At 39.2% G+C, this 20,389-nt stretch carries 9 protein-coding genes; 1 reads left to right on the top strand and 8 read right to left on the bottom strand.

Going from position 1 to position 20,389, the window contains the following annotated elements:
- Positions 1-43 precede the first annotated feature (43 nt).
- From G525_RS0105910 to G525_RS0105895, 4 genes are all read right to left on the bottom strand, one after another.
- Positions 44-2,065: a protein-disulfide reductase DsbD family protein gene (locus tag G525_RS0105910; protein ID WP_027125332.1), complete on the bottom strand. Its 2,022-nt coding sequence runs from the start codon at positions 2,063-2,065 to the stop codon at positions 44-46.
- 249 nt (positions 2,066-2,314) lie between these two features.
- Positions 2,315-3,634, bottom strand: a complete 1,320-nt coding sequence (locus G525_RS0105905) for a TolC family protein (RefSeq protein WP_027125331.1) — start codon at positions 3,632-3,634, stop codon at positions 2,315-2,317.
- A complete protein-coding gene (locus tag G525_RS0105900) occupies positions 3,621-6,710 on the bottom strand; it encodes an efflux RND transporter permease subunit (protein WP_027125330.1) in 3,090 nt (1,029 codons plus the stop codon). The genes G525_RS0105905 and G525_RS0105900 overlap by 14 nt, the downstream gene beginning before the upstream one ends.
- Complete coding sequence (locus tag G525_RS0105895) at positions 6,710-7,777, bottom strand: efflux RND transporter periplasmic adaptor subunit (protein ID WP_027125329.1); 1,068 nt, start codon at positions 7,775-7,777, stop codon at positions 6,710-6,712. Before G525_RS0105895 ends, G525_RS0105900 begins: the two co-directional genes overlap by 1 nt.
- A 391-nt stretch (positions 7,778-8,168) precedes the next feature.
- Here G525_RS0105895 and G525_RS0105890 point away from each other — a divergent pair, with 391 nt between their 5' ends.
- Entirely contained in the window at positions 8,169-9,986 is a 1,818-nt protein-coding gene (locus tag G525_RS0105890; protein ID WP_027125328.1) for a TonB-dependent receptor plug domain-containing protein, read from the top strand.
- A 117-nt stretch (positions 9,987-10,103) separates the two neighbouring features.
- Here G525_RS0105890 and G525_RS0105885 read toward each other — a convergent pair whose 3' ends face one another.
- From G525_RS0105885 to G525_RS0105870, 4 genes are all read right to left on the bottom strand, one after another.
- On the bottom strand, positions 10,104-11,873 hold the full coding sequence (locus G525_RS0105885; protein WP_027125327.1) for an aminopeptidase P family protein: 1,770 nt from the start codon (positions 11,871-11,873) through the stop codon (positions 10,104-10,106).
- Positions 11,874-12,096: 223 nt separating this feature from the next.
- A complete protein-coding gene (gene lacZ, locus G525_RS0105880) occupies positions 12,097-15,231 on the bottom strand; it encodes a beta-galactosidase, LacZ type (protein WP_035479141.1) in 3,135 nt (1,044 codons plus the stop codon).
- A 10-nt stretch (positions 15,232-15,241) separates the two neighbouring features.
- Positions 15,242-18,268 carry an aminotransferase class III-fold pyridoxal phosphate-dependent enzyme gene (locus G525_RS0105875; RefSeq protein ID WP_027125325.1) on the bottom strand — a complete coding sequence of 1,009 codons (3,027 nt, stop codon included), beginning with the start codon at positions 18,266-18,268 and terminating at the stop codon, positions 15,242-15,244.
- Complete coding sequence (locus G525_RS0105870; protein ID WP_027125324.1) at positions 18,269-20,287, bottom strand: MGH1-like glycoside hydrolase domain-containing protein; 2,019 nt, start codon at positions 20,285-20,287, stop codon at positions 18,269-18,271.
- Between the last annotated feature and the right edge of the window lie 102 nt (positions 20,288-20,389).

Genomic DNA, 20,389 nt, shown 5'->3' with positions numbered 1-20,389 from the left:
TAGATTTTAAGAGCTTGATGTCTTCAATCTCAACCTTGAAGACTTATTTTTTAAAGGCACTTACGCCTTCTTTCATCCATTCAATATAATCTTGTGCATCTGGCGTGTAACCCACGGGATCATTAAGGTTTTCCTCATCATGACCTATCAGGGCATAAAAAGGCTGTGTGTTTGTTTTGTATCTTATGGTTTGGAACTCACTCCATTTCTGTCCGATGTACTTTAATTTTTTACCAGGTCTCAGCTTAGACTCCATAACCTCATCATCTTCAAGCTTCCGTTTATCATCAACGTACAATGAAATCAAGACTACTTCATTCTTGAGCATATTCAACACTTGATCATTGGGCCAAACATTCTGTTCCATCTTTCTACAGTTGACACATGCCCAACCGGTAAAGTCCAACATTATTGGCTTACCAACTTCCTTAGCATAGGCGAGTCCTTTATCGTAATCGTTGAAGGCCAAAATTTGATGAGGCGCCAAAAGATGAGCCCCCTCTGGAAGTTCTTGTAACTCACTTGCACTAAATCCTCCTCCAGTTTTAGAGTTACCCACACCGTAAGGCGATTCAGAATAATCTAATGGTGGTGGAAATGCACTAATTAAATTGAGAGGCGCTCCCCAGAGTCCTGGAATCATATAAATTGTAAAACTCAACACCAACAAACCTAGACTCAAACGGCCTACAGAAATATGGGTCAGTGGCGAATCATGCGGTAATTTAATTTTTCCAAAAAGATAGAATGCCAAGGCTCCAAAAATGGCAATCCAAATAGCGATAAACACCTCCCGCTCCAAGAAATGCAACTGTAAAACGAGATCGGCTTGGGAAAGGAATTTGAAGGCAAATGCCAATTCCAAGAATCCTAAAACCACTTTCACCGTATTCAACCATCCACCAGATTTAGGCAACGAGTTCATCCAACCTGGGAATGCAGCAAATAAAGCAAACGGTAATGCCAATGCCAACGAAAAGCCCAACATCCCAATCATTGGAGCCAACCCACCTTTGGTGGCAGAAAGGACAATTATATTACCTACAAAAGGTCCGGTACAGGAAAATGAAACTATCGCAAGTGCCAAGGCCATAAAAAAGATGCCGGTATATCCCCCTCTATCGGCTTTACTATCAATTTTATTCGCCCATGATTGTGGCAACATAATTTCAAATGCTCCTAAAAAGGATACGGCAAAAATCACAAGGATAAGAAAGAATAAAAGATTGAAGGTAACACTTGTAGAGAACTCATTAATTGCACTCGCTCCAAAAATGGCCACAACACCGGTACCCAAGATCACATAGATAACAACAATACATAAACCATAAATTATGGCATTTTTCACACCCTGAGCCTTGTCTTTACTTTGTTTGGTGAAGAAACTCACGGTCATTGGTATCAACGGGAAAACACATGGTGTAAACAAGGCGATAAGACCAGCCCCCATACCTAAAATAAAGATGGTCCAGAGACCACTATTTTCAGCCTCTACCTCTTCCTTCTCAGTAATAATAACTTCTTTATCAGTATCTATTTTTACAGGTTCCTGAAAATCAATAGTACCATTTTCTTCTGAAACATCAGCATCCGCTCCACTGACATGCTTTGCTTTAGTTAAATCAAATTCTAAGTCAATATAAGCTGGAGGCAAACAGCGCATATCATCACATACCATAAACTCAACTTCACCTTTAACAATAGAAAGTTCGTTGTTGAGCACGTTGATACGTTGCCTAAATTCAGCAACATTGTCAAAATACTTGATACGCATATTGAAAACAGGATCGTCAACGGTTTGGCCTTCATCCTCAATGGTATTTCCCATAAGCTCTGCATGTTTACCAATATCATACATAAATGTGGTAGGGATTGGTCCGTCTTCAGGGACGCTTTGAGAATACAGATGCCAACCGCGATCAATAGTTGCTTTTGCAATCAGATCATACTCTGTATCAGATATTTTTTCAACAGAAGTGGACCATTTAACAGGATCCAAAACTTGGGCTTTTGCAGTTGTCCAAGGTAATGAAACCAATAAAAGGTAAAGAAAGATAGTTCTCATTTGATACTCTTAGTTAGGATATTAAAATATTTAAAACAGACAGGAATTGTCACATCTCTAACCTCAAGACGTTCCAATTGAGGAATGCCCTTATAATAAAATGTTAAAAATATTTAATACTTATAAATTTCAAGGTTTAAAGGTAATTAAAAGAACCTGGAAGACATACTAATTTGATAGGTTCGGACGGAGTTTAACAAAGTCTTTAGAACCTTTTTAATGTGCTGATAATTGACATGATATTCTGTTTTATTGCAAAGACAAATTTCCAGCAAGTTGTTTTAATGTGATTTCTGATAATTTAGCTTGGTAAATAGCATTGGTCATTCGTAAGGTGGCTCGGATATAATTAAGCTGTGCGGTTCTAAACTCGATGGTTGGAATGGTTCCTATTTTGTATTTAGCCAAAGTAATATCAAGATTTTCTTTTGCAATGTCCTCATTTTTAGTTTCCAATTCAATCAAGCTCAAATTCGTCTGATAGGTTTTAAATGCGGTATGTAATTGTGATTTTATGGTTTGTGTTTGCTGTTCAATGGCAATGGTTGTATTTTCAATTTGTAACTTGGTTATTTTTTCATTTCGATTTTGGTTATAGCCGTTAAAAATATCGATACTTGCAGCAAACCCATAATTCCAGCCTTGTGCATTATTTTTTGTGGTAAATCCCAAACTGGATTCTGAATCGCTGAAATTATAACCGGTTGTGGCCAAAATTCTAGGATAACGATTACCCTTAAGCTGTTTTAATTCTAATTCTGAAATGCGTTTGTTGATAATTTGAGCCTGTAATTCAGGATTCTGAGTCTTTGCTAAATCTTCCAATTCTGAGAGCTGCAAATCAGTCGCAATTAATACATCATCTCTCACCTTAAAATCAATTTCCGGATGTCTCCCCATGATTTCGTTTAGCCTGATCTTTGTATTGGCATACATTTCATTCTGCCGTATATAAAGTGTTTTGTCCGTATTCAAATCCACCTGAGCATTTAACACTTCCAATTTGGACGCTTTCCCAATACTAAAGCGATTATCGGCAAGCTCAACACGTTGTCGGGAAATCACCAAAGTGCTATCTAAAGCAATCCTTTGTTGCTGTTGTTGCACCAAATCATAATAAGTGATCATCACCTCACTCACCCGATCCAAGAGCACACTTTGCAATTCTGCTTTACCTAATTTTTCAAGTTCTTTCAATTGGTCGTAGCGGGCAAACATCCCTAAGCCATCAAAAATTGTCCAGTCCAGACCAACGCCATAATTAAGACTATTGTTTTTGGCATTATCCAAGTCTATAACCTCACCGTTCGAACGTGTTTGTGAGATATTTTGTGTGCTGTTATTGGTGTTGGCCTGTGCAAATATTCTTGGAAGCATTCCTGCGAAACCCGGGCTTACCCCAATAGAGTCCGTTTTTAAATCGTTTTTTGCCAAACGAATGTCATAGTTGTTTTTCAAGGCAATTGCTACCGCTTCTTCAAGGGTCAATACCTCTTGAGCTTGTGTTTGTATGGAAACCAATCCCAAACATACACCCAGATATATTGACCAGATTTTAAACGCTTTCATAACTATCAATTTTATCAAATTCTGGATGGTGTTTTTTCTCACGGGACCACATCATATAAATGGACGGGATAACAAACAGGGTCAATACCAATGAGAACATAGTTCCTCCAATAATGACCACCCCCATACCTATACGGCTTGTAGAAGCCGCCCCAAGTGACAATGCAATTGGCAAGGCCCCCAATGCAATGGTTAAACTGGTCATTAAAATTGGCCGTAATCTGGATTCTGCGGCTTTCGTGATGGCTTGGTGTTTTTCCATCCCCTCTTCTCGAAGTTGGTTGGCAAATTCCACAATCAAAATACCATTTTTGGTAACCAACCCGATTAACATAATGGTGCCTATTTGGCTAAAGATATTCCATGTTTGACCAAATAGCCAAAGCGAAAACAACGCTCCGGCAACCGCCATAGGCACGGTCAGGATAATGACAAACGGGTCAATGAAACTTTCAAATTGGGCGGCTAAAATCAAAAATATAAGCAACAATGCCAGTCCGAAGGCGAAGATGGTGTTGGAGCTACTTTCAACGAAATCACGGGATTCACCACCTAAGTCGGTCGTAAAGGAATCATCCAACACCTTTGCTTTGATGCTTTCCATGGCTTCAATACCATCACCGATACTCATTCCTGGAGCCAAACTTGCCGAAACAGTGGCCGACATGTATCGGTTGTTGTGATAGAGCTGGGGCGGACTGCTTTGCTCTTCTGTGGTTACCAAATTATCCATTTGGATCAATTGGCCTTTATCGTTTTTAACAAACATTGACTTGAGATCCATCGGTTTGTTACGGTCCTTCTTATCAAACTGGCCAATTACCTGGTACTGCTTGCCATTCATCATAAAATATCCAAAGCGTTGTCCGCTTAACGACAATTGCAAGGTTTGCGCCACATCCAACACAGAAACCCCTAAACTTTTGGCTTTATCACGATCAATACTTACGTAGATTTCCGGTTTGTTGAACTTTAAATCCACATCGGTATTGGCAAAAACAGGATTGTTTTCAGCCTCTTCCATAAACTCCGGAATTTTCTCCTTCAGTTTTTCAAAATTAGGCGCTTGAATGATATATTGGATAGGCATTCCCCCTCTTCTATTTACGGCGATAGTTGGTGTTTCTGACACACTGGAGCGTGCGTTTTCAAAGTTTTTGGTCCATCTGGTCAAATCTTCGGCGATCTCTTTTTGTGATCGGTCACGCTCACTCGGATCCACCAACGAAATAATGGCACGACCACTATTTACTGAAGACGAACCAAAACCAGGGGAAGTAATAATTAAACTTACCTTTTTTTCAGGAATGGAATCATTGATCAGATCGGTCATTTCATTCATAAAACGGTCCATATAATCATAGGACGCTCCCTCGGGCGCCGTTACACTTACCCTTAAGTAACTTCTATCATCGTAAGGTGCGGTTTCTTTTTGAAGCAAGCTATAGAACACCCCAATCATCACAATACAAATGACCAAAATTGGAAAACTCCACCATTTGTTTTTCATGAATTTTCCCAATGAACTGGCATAAGCTGCATTCATCCTTACAAAATAGCGTTCCGTGAAATTGTAGAACCGAGAGCGTTTCTGTTTCCCCGGTTTTATCATATAGGCATTCAGCATTGGGGTTAAGGACAAGGACACAAATGCCGAGATCATTACCGCCGCGCCAATGACCACACCGAACTCCCTAAATAAACGACCGACGAAACCTTCCAAGAATATAACCGGTAAAAATACTGCAGCCAAGGTCACGGAGATAGAAATGACCGCCATGAATATTTCATTGGAGCCCTTTATGGCGGCTTCAATGGGCGACATCCCTTCTTCTATCTTTTTGTAGATATTTTCGGTAACCACAATCCCATCATCCACCACCAAGCCAGTGGCAAGCACAATGGCAAGCAGCGTCAAAACATTGATGGAAAAACCAAACATCCACATGATAAAGAACGTGGAAATCAAAGATACTGGAATATCAATAAGCGGGCGCAGCGCCATGGACCAGTTTCTGAAAAAGACATAAATGACCAAAATAACGAGTACAATGGAAATCGCCAAAGTTTCAACCACCTCGGTGATGGCGCGTTTTACAAATAACGTGTTATCAATAACGACGTTGAGTTTGAAATCGGCAGGAAGATCTTCCTTGAGTTTCTCGAATTCTTCGTAAAAATCATCGGCAATGGCCACATAATTTGCTCCCGGTTGTGGAACGATGGCCAAGGCAACCATGGGCTGGCCCGAATCGCTCAACTTGGTTTCCATGTTTTCCGCTTCCAAAGTGGCCTTTCCCACATCACTAAAGCGGACCACTTTTCCACCTTCCGAGGAAATGATAATGTCATTAAACTCCTCTTCCGTAGAAAGGTTGCCAATGGTTTTGACCGTCAATTCAGTATTTGCCCCGGTGAGTTTTCCAGATGGCAGTTCGACATTTTGGGACAATAGGGCTTGCCTCACTTCAGAAACCGTAACCCCATAGGATGCCAATTTTATAGGATCAATCCACATCCGCATCGCATAACGGCGCTGTCCCCAAATTTGCACACTACTCACTCCCGGAATGGTTTGCAAACGTTGGGCAAGGACATTATCGGCATAATCCGTGAGTTCCAAGATGTTCTTATTATCACTTTGAACGGTCATGGAAATAATGGCTTGGGAATCGGCATCTGCTTTTGATACCACCGGCGCAGCATCGATATCCTGAGGCAAACTTCTGATGGCTTGTGAGACTTTATCACGCACATCATTGGCAGCTTCCTCCAGGTCTTTGTCAAGATTAAATTCGATACTGATCCTGCTGGATCCTTGGTTACTTGAAGAGGTTATATTTCTGATCCCATCAATGCCGTTGATGGATTTTTCGAGCGGTTCAGTGATCTGCGATTCAATAATATCAGCATTGGCACCAGAATAACTTGTGCTTACGGATATCTGTGCGGGATCAATTGATGGAAATTCCCTGACCCCGAGATAGGTAAAACCAATAATACCGAAGAGCATGATGACCAAATTCATCACGATGGCGAGTACAGGACGCTTGATACTTAAGGTGGATAAACTCATCAGTTGGCTTGATTCATTAAATTCACTTTAACCGGCGTGCCATTTCTAAGTGACATCACACCGGTAGTCAAAATGGTATCTCCAGCTTTAATTCCCGAAAGCACCCGGACAGAACTGTCTGTTCTTGCGCCAGTTTCAACCTCAACGTCTTTGGCTTGGCCATTTTCTACGACGAATATTTTCTTTCCATTTTGAATAGGGATCAATGCCTCCGTAGGTACCAGCAAGGCATCGTCCACCGTTTCAAGCGGCAAGGTCACATTGGCAAAGGTTCCTGGGTATAGTTTACCTTCCTTGTTTTCGGCAATGGCTCTCATCTTCAAGGTCCTTGTGGCAATATCCACCTGGGGCTCTATGGCATAAATTGTCGCTGTATGTTCTTCTTTGGAATTGGAGGTGGTAAAGGTTAAAATGGTGCCCACTTTCATCCGAGACACATATTTGTCAGGAATGGCAAAGGTCAGTTTTAGTTGATTTGTATTGACCAATCTTGCAATTGGCGTTAAAGGCGTCACGTAAGTGCCTTCTGAGATGGAACGCAAACCGATGGTTCCCGAAAAAGGCGCCCGAACCGTTGTTTTTGATAATTGGGCCGCGATAAGATCAGATTCGGCACGTGCCGATTCAAAATCGGCGTTAGACACATCAAATTCCTCTTGGCTTATAGCCTGTTTATCCAATAGCAGCTTCGCTCTTCTTTGATTTTCAGAAGCCAATTGCTGTGCCGTTTTCACTTTTGACAGTTGTGCCCGAAGTTCAATATCATTCACTCGAAAAAGAACTTGTCCTTTTGACACTTTCTTACCTTCTTCAAAATTGATGCTTTCCACAATTCCGGAAACCTCACTTCGTAACTCAATTTCTTCATTGGCTTCCAAAGTACCCGATAGAGTTAGGTTCTCAGCAAATTTCTCGGCTTTGAGGATCCTTCCTTCAACCCCCATGACATTAGCTGTTCTTGGTGCATTTTTTGGACGGTTGATTTTGGAATTCGCATTGATCCTATAAAATATAAGCGCAACTATTCCACAGATGATAAGCGTGATAACAATATATCCTTTTTTCATTAAAAGATGGGTTATATAATTTAAGGATAGTTCATGGTTTCACAAATCTAATTTTTTAATTTTAGAAGTGTAGATACTTAGGTTTTTTTAACAAATTTTAAGAAAGTTTAAATTCAAATTTTAATATTAAACCCCATATAAAGGATAGCTTTTGGGGTTTAGCAGAATAAATAACATCTTTTTTGCAAACCATATCAATAAATGCACCTCCATTCAACAAACTAAAAATTGAATCTCAAATAAATCATTTGTTTCGACCTTCAAGAGCTTTACTATGTGTCTGATGCCCAGTGAATCCTAACATGAAATGATAAGCATCTAGAATTAGCAACTTTTTGTTAGGATTTTCGCAAGCCGTTTATTTAACTTTGATCCCTTATTAAAACCCACAATGAACTTTAGATTTCTACTTTTATTTCTAGTCACTCCAGTCTATTTTATCGCTCAAGAAAATCAAAAAACACCTCAAGATCTTGACGAGATAATCATTTCAGCGCAACGTATTGAAATTCCTTTTTCAAAAGAGTCACGCTCCATAATGATTATTACTTCCGAAGACATTAAGACAAGTCCCGCTACGTCTTTGGCAAAACTATTACAGGAAGTTGCAGGTTTGGATATTAGACAACGCGGCACAGATGGCATGCAAGCCGACCTATATATTAGAGGTGGCGGATTTGATCAAACTCTACTGCTGATTGATGGCATCAAGATGGACGATCCCCAAACAGGGCACCACCTGTTAAACGCAGCCCTGCCTTTGGACATCATTGAACGCATAGAAATCATAAAAGGGCCAGCAGCAAGGGTTTATGGACAAAATGCCTTTACAGGTGCGGTAAATATCATCACCAAGAAAAAAAGCACTGATCAAGTATCCATCGCCCTTAATGGTGGTTCTTATGAACAGCTAGGAGCAGCAGTGACCGCCAGTAGTAATTTTGAAAATTCTAATCAATTGGTGCATTTTTCGAAGAATGTTTCTGAAGGCTATCGTTCTAACACGGATTATGACACCCAAAACTATTTTATCAAGAGTCAATTCAACACTCAAAAAACACCCATTGAAGTTTTAGCGACGTTTACAGATAGAAAGTTTGGAGCGAATGGCTTTTATGCGACCCCAGCAGCAATAGATCAATACGAAGAAACTCAAACCAGTCTGGTAGGGGTTTCCACACGATTTAAAAAGGAGAATCTGACCATTACACCTCAAGTTTATTGGAGACGAAATCAGGATTTATATTTGTATGACCGTCAAAACCCTAGCGGCTATAGAAATCTACATATTTCCAATAAAATAGGCGCACAAGTGAATGGTTCTTACGGTTCTAACATTGGTATTACAGGTTTTGGAGTCAATTTTGAGAAGGTTTTCTTATCAAGTAATAATTTAGGCAGTCACTCCCGAACTGTAACTACCTTGTTTTTGGAGCAACGCTTTAAGATTTTGAATGATCGTGTCGATTTAACTCCAGGAGTGGCACTGTCTTATTATTCAGATTTTAAATTTCATGCTTTTCCGGGCTTAGATGCTGGGGTAGACATAACCAAAAATCTGCGTGCCTTTGCCAACGTGGGCTATACATATAGAATCCCGACCTATACCGATTTATATTATAGCGACCCTACTACTTTGGGCAATGATCAGTTAAAACCTGAAGAAGCTATTGCTGAAGAGCTTGGGTTAAAATTTCAAAAATCGACATTCAATTTCTCGTTTGCTCTCTTTAATAGGGATTCTAAAAATCTAATCGATTTCATAAAAATTACCGAGGACGAGCCTTTTAAGGCCACTAATATAAGAAGTCTTAATACCAAAGGTTTAGAAGCATCTGTTGATTATGGCTTTTCCATGTTGAACTTTGACCAGAAAATCAATTTTGGTTACACGTTTATAGAAGATAAAATAAAGGAACTTGATCTTCCATATTCCAGATATGCCATCAACTCTTTGAAACATCAGTTTATCGCAAATTTCAGATCGCAATTGATTAAGAATTTCTCACAAACAATTCTCTATAAATACGCAGTTCGCACCGCTGGAGATGAGTATGGCGTAATGGATCTCTCTGTAGATTACCAGAAAGAGAAATTTGAAATTTCAATATCGGCAAATAATATTTTCAATGCCGAATACACTGAGACCAATTTAGTACCGATGCCTAAAGGGAATTTTATGTTTGGTGTGAGCTATAAGTTTGATTGATAAAAACTAACTGCAGAATCTAAATTCATTCCTTGCCCATTTTTATCAAATCGAACTAATCTCTCAAAAAAAACCCGGAACAAAGTCCAGGAAAATTTTATAATTCAAAACTATTATTTACAAAGGCGACACCATTTCTTCAAACCACGCTTTGACTTCTCCCTCTAACAATGGCCCCAGTTTTTCTTGAACCATTTTGTGATAGGTATTAATCCAATCTATTTCCTCTTGAGAAAGCATATCTTTTACCATAATACTCTTAAAAAACGGACATAAGGTCAAGGTTTCGAATTCATAAAAGGTATTCCATTCGGTTTTTTTCCAGGTTTTGATCAGGATTAAATTCTCATGTCGGATGCCATAGTTATCTTCGAAATAATAACCAGGTTCATTAGACATCACCATCCCTGCTTGCAATTCCACAGGATTGATTTCCTTTCGGATACTTTGAGGTCCTTCGTGTACATTCAAAAAACTGCCTACCCCATGTCCAGTACCGTGATTGTAATCCTTCCCTTCTTTCCATAAAGGCATTCTTGCTAAAGCATCGAGTTGAACACCTTTTGTGCCCTTAGGAAACTTAGCTATCGACAATTGAATCAAACCTTTCAGAGCTCTTGTGGCATCTTTTTTAAATTCTTCCGAAACGTCGCCTAACGGAAATGTCCTGGTAATATCGGTAGTGCCCTCTAAATATTGCCCTCCAGAATCCACTAAAATACTCCCGTGATTCGTCACTTTTTTACTTCCCTCAGGTTTTGCTGAATAATGCATAATGGCACCATTTCCTTCATAACCAACAATACTATCAAAACTATTGCCGATATAATTCTTGCCTTCTGCGCGGAATTCGTGTAATTTCTCACCGATGCTATATTCATCCATTTCTTCTTTTCCAGCGTTATGGGTCAACCAATGAAGAAATTTCACCAGAGCAACGCCATCTCTTAGCATTACTGTTTTAAAACCTTTCTGCTCTGCTTCATTTTTGATGGCCTTCATTAAATTTCCAGGCACGGGCTTCTCAATAATAGTGTTCGCATTTTTAACGGCGTCAAAAACAGATTGATTACTATTAGGTGCAATCAAGATCGACTCCTCTTTTAATGTTGAGAGGTGATCAAAAAACTCATGATAGGGCTTTATAGCCACACCTGCTTTTTTGATTTGGTTTTCGGTTTCTTCACTCACTTTTTCTACATCCACGAAAAGAAAGCATTCCTGCAGGGTCAATAATACGTAGCCTAAAAATACAGGGTTGCATTTGACATCACTTCCTCGTAGATTTAGGGTCCAGGCCACATCGTCCAAACTAGAGATAACGTGTGTTGTAGCGCCTTCTGAGCTCATCTTTTCACGAATGGCTGAAATTTTATCGGCTACGGATTGGCCAGCTCGCTCTATTGGTTGTATAAACACAGTGTTTTTACTCGGTGCAGGACGGTCCGTCCACACATTATTAAGCAAAGGTGAGTCTTTAAGATGACGTTTAGACTTGGTTAATTTTTTATCCAAATCAACCCAATTGGCATGAGCAGTGACCAATGCATTAACAGCAATAGTCGACCCTTCGGAAGTTTCAGATATGATCCAATCAATATAATTGGGGGTGCCTTCCATCCCGTCTTTAAACAAGTCAATACCCGAACCTTTCAATTCTTTTGGAGCTTGCGAAAAATAACGCCCATCAGTCCAAAGTCCAGCTTTATCAGCAGTCACGACCACAAAACCAGCGGAACCCGTAAATCCAGAAAGCCAAGTTCGTTCTTTCCATTCTGCCGGAAGGTATTCTCCCAGATGCGGATCGGCTGAATAAATGATGAAGGCATCTATGTTGTTTCTCTTCATTTCTGTTCTCAGAGAAGCTAGTTTTTCTTTGGCTGTCATAAGTGTTTTATTTTGAATTGGAAAGTTACAGAAAGTCTGCTGTACTGAAAAAAATTACAACTGTTTAACATCATTTTAATACATGCATTTCAGGATTGCATGTAAGATTCTGTCCTTGAGACAAAAGCCCTAGCTTAAATTTTCTTTTTCATACCTAAGCTTTTCAGTTAGAAATGAAATACCCTAAGGCCATCTAAAAAGGTTCTATTCCAAATGTTTAAATTTAGTTAAAAGGTTTTATGTCAAATGAATATTTATAGACCTTATCCGCCAGAATTGTATATTCCGGATGGACTAATCGTCCCCACGACGTATCGCCGCCAACTCCCATTTGCATATAATCAATGTTCCATTGCACCGTATTGCCAATTTTAATATCGGCGCCGTGCTTTTTAGTGACAGGCACCAAACCAGAAGCCGATTCGCTGGCATCATCACTATTAAAATCAATTTCGGTCATATCAAATGGCCAAACACTTGTGTTAAGTAAAACAGCGCTCGAAGCTTTTAAATTTAAGTTAGGAGATGAGACTTCAACCCAACGGACATCCGTTTTATTTCCTGTTTCCTGAGGACGGAGGTATCTCTCAAACTGATCTACGATTTTCCCAGCATACACACCTGTTTTAACCCCAGTTTTCCTATCCCAATAACTTTCCGTCTCACCTTTTCCATACCAAGACACATCAGTAAAATCATTGGATAAGGTCATGTACATCCCTAAACGAGGGATGTTAGGCAGATCCTTTTGATTGGGTGTAAAGCTATAATGGACATTTAAACTCCCATCGGTTTTCAAGGTGTATTTAACTTCTACTTTCGCCTCATTATTTGGCAATAGATAATTGACTTTATAAGTTACGCCATCATTGGATTTAGTAGGCTTTAAAGATAAGTTAGAGTTATAATTATAGGTGGCGTCCTGCCAGATTTTAGCCCATTCCTGCATATTGTTTCCTAAATCATTATCTGTTGGTGCCCGCCAGAAATTTGGACGGATCGCTTCATTAGTGATGAGCTTTCCGTCGTAAGTCCACGATTGGATTTCTCCTGTTTCTGCATTGACCTTCAAATCAACAAGGTCATTTTTAATTGTGAATGTATCGTCGTTTTGAGCGATTTCAAGAGATTTCCCTTCAGACGAAATTGCCATATTATATTGACCTTTTTGAAGTACAAACTCATCCCAGCCCACTTCATAGCCTTTCGGAATTAAATTGTTGTCTTCTTTTTGAATTAAACTGACTTGTAGGATGTATTCATTACCTGAAGATAAGGAAGTTGGAAATTTCTCAAGTTTGATTTTCTCTGTATCTTGAGGCTTCACATCAACATTAATATTCTCATCTTGAAAAACTTCTTTGCCGTTTTCCAATATTTTCCAGGAAATGGTTTTATCAGAAAAATCTACAAAGAAATTCTTGTTGGTAACTTCTATGATCCCATTTCCCAAATAATTGAATTGGACGGGTTCGTAAACTTTTTTGACTTCTGTTAAATGTGGGTGTGGCACACGATGTGGATCGACCAAACCGTTATTCAAAAAGTTTCCGTCGGTTGGCAAGTCGGGATGGTAGTCATGTCCATAAGCAAAATACGGATTGCCATTTTCATCTTTATATTCCAAAGCCTGATCTACCCAATCCCAAATATAACCCCCTTGAAGATTAGGGTAGGTTTCAATAATATCCCAATAATCCTGCAAGTTACCGACCGAGTTCCCCATGGCATGCGCATATTCGATCATGATGGATGGTTTATCCGAATTGGATTTTCCGTGTTCGATCAGAAATTCTGGCTTTGGATACATTGGGCAATACAAGTCAGTGTAATCTTCTTTTCTCGCAGGTTCATATTGTACAATCCGATTATCATCATGAGATTTTAACCACTTATAGGTGGTTCTGAAAATCTCCCCCGTTCCCGCTTCATTACCTAAAGACCATGAGTAAATTGAAACATGATTCCGATCGCGATAGTACATGCGTTGCGTACGCGCTTCATGTGCTGGCAACCAGCTCATTTCATTTCCTATTTGCGTGTTTTTGTCTATGGCTAACGGGTGACTTTCAATATTGGCTTCATCTACCACGTACAATCCATATCTATCGCACAATTCCAACCAATACGGATCGTTGGGATAATGTGAAGTCCGCACCGCATTAATATTATTTAGTTTCATTAGCTGTATGTCCTTCTCCATCGATTCTCGTGATACGATATGACCCGTGAGAGGATCCGTTTCGTGTCGGTTAACACCACGAATGTAAATAGCCTTTCCGTTAATCAACACTTGAGAGTTTTTGATCTCTACACTTTTGAAACCTACATTTCTGGTGATGAATTGATCGTTTTTAGCATTGTTTTCATCTTCTAAAACTATTTTTAAAGTATATAGATTTGGTTGTTCGGCAGACCATTGTTTCACATTTTCAAAAATGCTTTCTGAAGAAAATTGAATACTATCATTCGCTGGAATCTCTAAAACTTTAGAATCAGTAAATTTTGATGTTTCGCCATCAAAAACTTCTATGAACACTTTTCTTTTGACAGGCTCATTAGAATGATTGACTATTGAGACGGTGTTTTTAAAAATGCCGTTCGCATAATTATCATCCAAATTGGTATAGGCATAATAATCTGAAACAGTCACTTTTGGTTGTGTATATAAATAGACGTCACGCTCAATACCACTCATGCGCAAAAAGTCCTGGCTCTCCAAATAACTGGCATCACTCCAACGGAACATTTGCAAAGCCAATAAATTCTTACCTTCTTTTAAATACTTAGTAATATTAAATTCCGCTGGCAACTTACTGCCTTGGGAATAGCCTACATAGTCGCCGTTGATATAAAGATAGATTGCCGATTTGGCACCCGCGAAATGCAAGATGACATCTTCAGCTAAAAATTCCTTATTTAAAGTAATTTCTTTTCTATAGGTACCTACGGGATTATAATCGGTTGGTGCATCTGGCCAGGTCGTGGTAAACGGATAACGCTCGTCCAAATAAATTGGGTGATCGTAGCCTTCCACTTCCCAATTTGCAGGAACTGGAATTGTTGTCCAATCAGAGTCGTCAAAATTCACATTTTGAAATGTGGTGGGTCTCGTTTTTGGATCTTTAACCCAATTGAATTTCCACGGTCCGTTTAAACTCATGAAGCGTTTTGAATTTTCTTTTTCTTTAAGATCAGCCGATTCAAATGCAAAATAGGTGGCTCTTGGCGGAAGTTTATGATCTTCAAACACTTCGTGATTAAAGTGGAGTGTTTGATCTGACACTTCCAAAAGAGGATCGTTTTTGCAACCCATAACCACTAACAAGGCGATAATACTTAATAGTCTCAATCTCATTTCTATAATTTTAAAGTTGCATAAAATCTTCTGCAAATATTTTTCTTAAATAAAAAAGTAATTCTCTGGCGTTGTCTTTAGTAAAGATAATTGGAGGTTTAATTTTCAAAACATTATTATCGGGGCCATCGGTACTCATTAAAATACCGTGGTCTTTCATTCTATCCGCTAAATAATCGGTTTGTGCTGCCAACGGATTCATATTCGCATCCACCAATTCAATCCCAAGAAATAAGCCTTGTCCGCGCACATCACCAATAATTGGAAACTCTTGAGCCAGCTTCCGGAGTTCATCCTTTAAAAAGGCGCCAACTTTTAAGGCATTTTCTTGCAATTTTTCTCGCTTAACGGTACGGATGACCTCAGCACCAATAGCACAGGACACTGGATTCCCACCAAACGTATTGAAATATTCCATGCCATTCGCAAACTTATCTGCAACTTCTGGCGTACAGGCCACTGCTGCAACGGGATGACCGTTTCCTAACGGCTTGCCAATAGTGACAATATCCGGAACCACATCATGTAATTGAAAGCCCCAGAATGTTTTTCCCATCCGGCCACAACCCGTTTGGACTTCGTCAGAAATACACAGACCGCCAGCGGCTCTCACTTTTTCGTATGCTTTGGCTAAAAAACCTTGGGGCAACTCAACTTGTCCGCCACAGCTGATAATAGGTTCTATAATGAACGCCCCAACACCGCGACCTTTTTCATGAATAACATCGATTTGTTTTTGGACCTCTTCTGCATATTTTTCTGCGCTGTCATCACCTCTATATGTTCCTCTAAACGCATCTGGCAAAGGGAAAATATGGGTGTGTTCTGGCGCACCACTACCACCCTTTCCATCAAATTTATAGGAACTGATGTCAATGCACATATTGCTATTGCCATGATAGCCCACTTCACTGGCTATAATATCCCGTTGGCCAGTGGCCGCTTTGACCATTCTAATGGCCAGTTCATTTGCTTCGCTACCCGAATTGACAAAATGTAAAACACTTAATTCCGGGGGCAAGGTTTCAATAAGTTCTTCGGCCAAGGCGTTGATATTGTCGTGCAAATAGCGCGAATTGGTATTGATCAGAGCCATTTGTTTCTGACCTGCCTTTACCACGTCATAATTTTCATGGCCAACATGCGCCACATTATTGACGGTGTCCAAATATTTACGTCCGTATTGATCCATTAAATATTGACCCGCACCCCGAACCATCTTGATGGGCACTTTATATTGAAGACTTAAGCTTTTGCCTAAGTGTTGCTTTCTATAGTTGATTAATTCTGCGTTGGAAGTGCCAACAGTTTTTTGAAGTGCTTCGGATTTGAATAATACATTCGGATTGGGACAGATGTTCTTCCACACGTCTATTTGATTATAATACGCCACTCCAGGGAAATCATTCTTATATTCTAAAAGTGAAAGCATGATTTGAAAATGAAGATGAGGCACCCAATTACCGTTTTCATCTGACGTTCCTAATTCACCAATTTTTTCATCTTTCTTTATAGTGTCTCCTACTCTGTGTTTAGTAGCACTTTCAGCCGATAAATGCCCATAAAGTGTATAGAATTCATAGTCATCGGTTTGGTGTTTTAAGATCACCAATCCACCGTATTCCTTATCACCGGCGTCATTGACAGCAATAACCACTTCGCCATCAAATAATGCGTGAACAGGAGTGCCACTTGGCAACCAGAAATCAACCCCTAAGTGAATGGTTCTACTTTCCTTACCAGAATTTCCTATTTTATCATAAGCATCCGAAGTATATAAAGCCCGAGGTTCTAAATAACCACCAGCGATAATATTGTCAGGATGATTCTTTTGAAGTCGATCAATTTTAAACTGAAGGAGATCTAAATCATTAAATTCTTCTTGGTGACCGATCCATTTACTTGATACGCTTAAATCGACGTGATATGCTTCTTTCTTATCAATGCTCGGAAACAGGTGGTTTAGTTCAAAATTTTGTTTTTCAGCCCAATCTTTAAATGACTTCGCCTTAGGATGCGCCTCGAAACCACAGACATCTCTAAAACTAAAATGAGCAAAGTCCGAACTTATATTGCGCCATTTTCTAAGTACTTCCCACGCTGGTTTTTCACTGATTAACAAGTAGGTGTTATCAGGTTCTGCAATCTTATTGATGGCAGATTTTGTAACCGAGATCACCAATCGCATGGCAATAGCATTGTATATATGCGCTAATTCGTCTTCTTGCAATTCAAACGTCGAATAATAACCTTCAACAATCGGCAAAGCCGCTTCCAACGGGTCGTTATGATCCATTATGGCATACGCACAGGCAACCGCAAGATCATTAATAATCTGGGTATAAACAGCATCACCATAATCTATGACCGCTTCAACTTTTGGATGAATTAAATCGGAGGAGACAATGATATTATTATCGTTGGCATCATTGTGAACGACGGATTTTCTTAATTTCGAATAGGTGTCCTGAGAGTTTTCGAATAGATCTTGAAAGTTCTCAACAATAGCTTTTTCTTCGTTATTAAACAAGTTAACATGGGCTTTTGTCCAAAGTGATTGTGCCACATCCCAATCAAATGTGCGATGTGCTTCTGCATGGTCAAACCCTTGCAGCGCTTGGGTCAACAATCCGCATTGTTTACCTAAACTAAAACGCAAATCATCTAATTGCGGATTGACGCCACTGCAAACCCGTCCAGAAACCCAACTTAATAAGCGAACATGGCGTTCCTTTCCAAAATCATCGGTGATTTTAGAAATAGCATTGCCATTCGTATCACTTATAACTTTTGGCGCCATAAGGTTTTTTCCATGATCTGCAACAAACTGCAAGAGTTGTTGTTGAAAATCGAGATAGTTCTCATTTTCGTTGGGACGGGAGATTTTCAGAATATAGCCCTCGGCATTATCAACTTTAATTCGAAAATTAAAATCCAATTCTCCAGGAAGTGCTGTTGCTTTTCCTTTAATCTGGAATAGCTTGAAGAGAATGTCTTCAGCCTGCTGATTTGATATTTTTAAGTTGTCGTAGTTCATTTAGTCATTTTGTAAAAGCATTATAAGATGTCCTGCACTCCAACTGAAATTTTGAGCGTTTAATCCTTCTCCTGTTATGGGATGGTAATTTTCACGAATGGCTTTTCCTTTTCCTAAAACGCCATTGGCTCCTTCAATAATTTGAATGGTCGCTTGATCTGCCTCTGTATTAAATCCGTAATTACGTAAGCCTTGCACTCCAAAATAAGCCTGATCCAACCAGTTCGGGCCTCTCCAATAACCTCTTAGTGGATTGAACTTTTCATGATCTGCACTCATCGTTTGAAAAGGGACTTTCGTATAGAACTTTTCAGGATCCATCATATTAAGTGTTATAGCATTAGCTTGCTCCTGTGTTGCTGCATTTGCCCAAAGTGCCGTCCAGCCTTCACTTCCTTCACCTTTAATAAAAGTTTTACCGTCAAGAGTAGTATCGTAAAACCAACCGTCTTCGGGGTCATAGAATTGTTCTTGGATTTTATCTTTCAATAGTGCCGCTTCGTCTTTATAGGATTTTGCCTCCTCTAATTTATTGATTATCTCTGCCAATTCACTTAAATAAAGTTTTTCAGCATACAAATAAGCGTTTAAATCGACACTTTCCTGATCTAAAGAATACGCACCTTCTCCATTTTTGAGGATTTTGGAATCGTCAAAACGAATGGCATTATCCATTCCACTTTCCCATTTTGCGGCAATTACGGTCCCGTCGGTAGAACCATATTCGCATAATCCATCTTGATCGTGGTCGCGTTTGGCGTACCACCACTCATGGTATTTTTTGATTTTTGGGTACATTTCTTTTACAAACTCGGCATCCTTATCTTTTTCATAAATTTTAGAAACTGCCCATGCCGATAGTGGTGGTTTGGTGTCGCGATAGTTATGAGCTTCAATGGTGGTATCTCGAAAGATACAATCGACTATAAATCCATCGTCACTTTGAAAATCGAACATGGCGCGCATTTGATTTTTCGCCAAGTCAATATCATAATAGGCTAGTCCCACAGCATGTTTCCAAGAATCCCAGGCCCAAAACCCGTGGAATCCGGTATAATGATAACTTGGAAATAAGCCTTCATTAGTCAATTCCCCAGCAGGAATACGCCAGTTATTTTGTAAGGTTAAATGTGACTTAGCCAAAACCCCAACATATTTATCATCTTTAAATTCTAGTTTCCTATTTTCAATAATGGCTTTTAACTGATTGTTCTTTTCGCTTTTTCGAACTTCAAAAACTGAATCAAAATTCACGTTAGCAATGCTTTGTTTCTCTTCTTCCCATGAATATTCAGGGAAAATAAAGGTTTGAGCCACCACAATTTCTTTGGTTTCGTTGGGTTTTAAAGTTAGAACCTCTTTCGCTTTGTATTGTAAGCTGTCGACCAATTCAACTTGGGTGTTTTTAGAGAAAGTAAGGTAGCCTATAGCATCGGTTTTTGTGGAATTAATAGTGATGGTGTGATCATTTTCTGACAATGAAATGCCTTCAATCAAAATTGGAGCATTTCCCCAAAGCATTTCTACATCGATAGTTTCGGTACCAGTATTCTTAATTTTGGTCTGAAATAACGCGGTATGACCGTTTTTAAAAAACAATGTTTCAATAACAGATAATCTTTCACTTGAATAGCGATTTTCAAGATGACTGGCATAACTATGAGAGGATTTAAAGCTTAATGATTCATAATTATTGTCAACATTAATCATGGCACTTATAAAAGAAGTAGTCAACCAAACGCCATTTTGTTGCGTCATTAAAAAAGGTCCTGAAAAGCCAATAGACTCATTTGATTCTTTGTGATGACCATAGGCAAACCAAGCGCCTTGATCAGAAAACATGAGACCCGATCTGTCTTTAGCATCTTTTGGAGTGATATGGTAATCTAAAATATCTTTACTGAAATTTAAGAAATCAGTAGTATTCTCATCTTTTGGAGATTCTTTTGAAGTATTACAACTCAAGTGAAACAACAGCCCAAAGACCATTAAATACTTAATTGTTTTTTTTAGATACATTTTATAACCAGTTAGTATTATTAGATAACAAATTTCGAATTTATATTGATAATAACACAAAATAGACCTTTACTTGACCTTACAAAGTGATGTTTGAGAAAA

This window comes from Gelidibacter mesophilus DSM 14095 (assembly GCF_000423005.1).
Taxonomy (GTDB): domain Bacteria; phylum Bacteroidota; class Bacteroidia; order Flavobacteriales; family Flavobacteriaceae; genus Gelidibacter; species Gelidibacter mesophilus.
The sequence above is the reverse complement of the archived record's forward strand: the minus strand, read 5'-3'. Positions and strand labels throughout refer to the sequence as shown.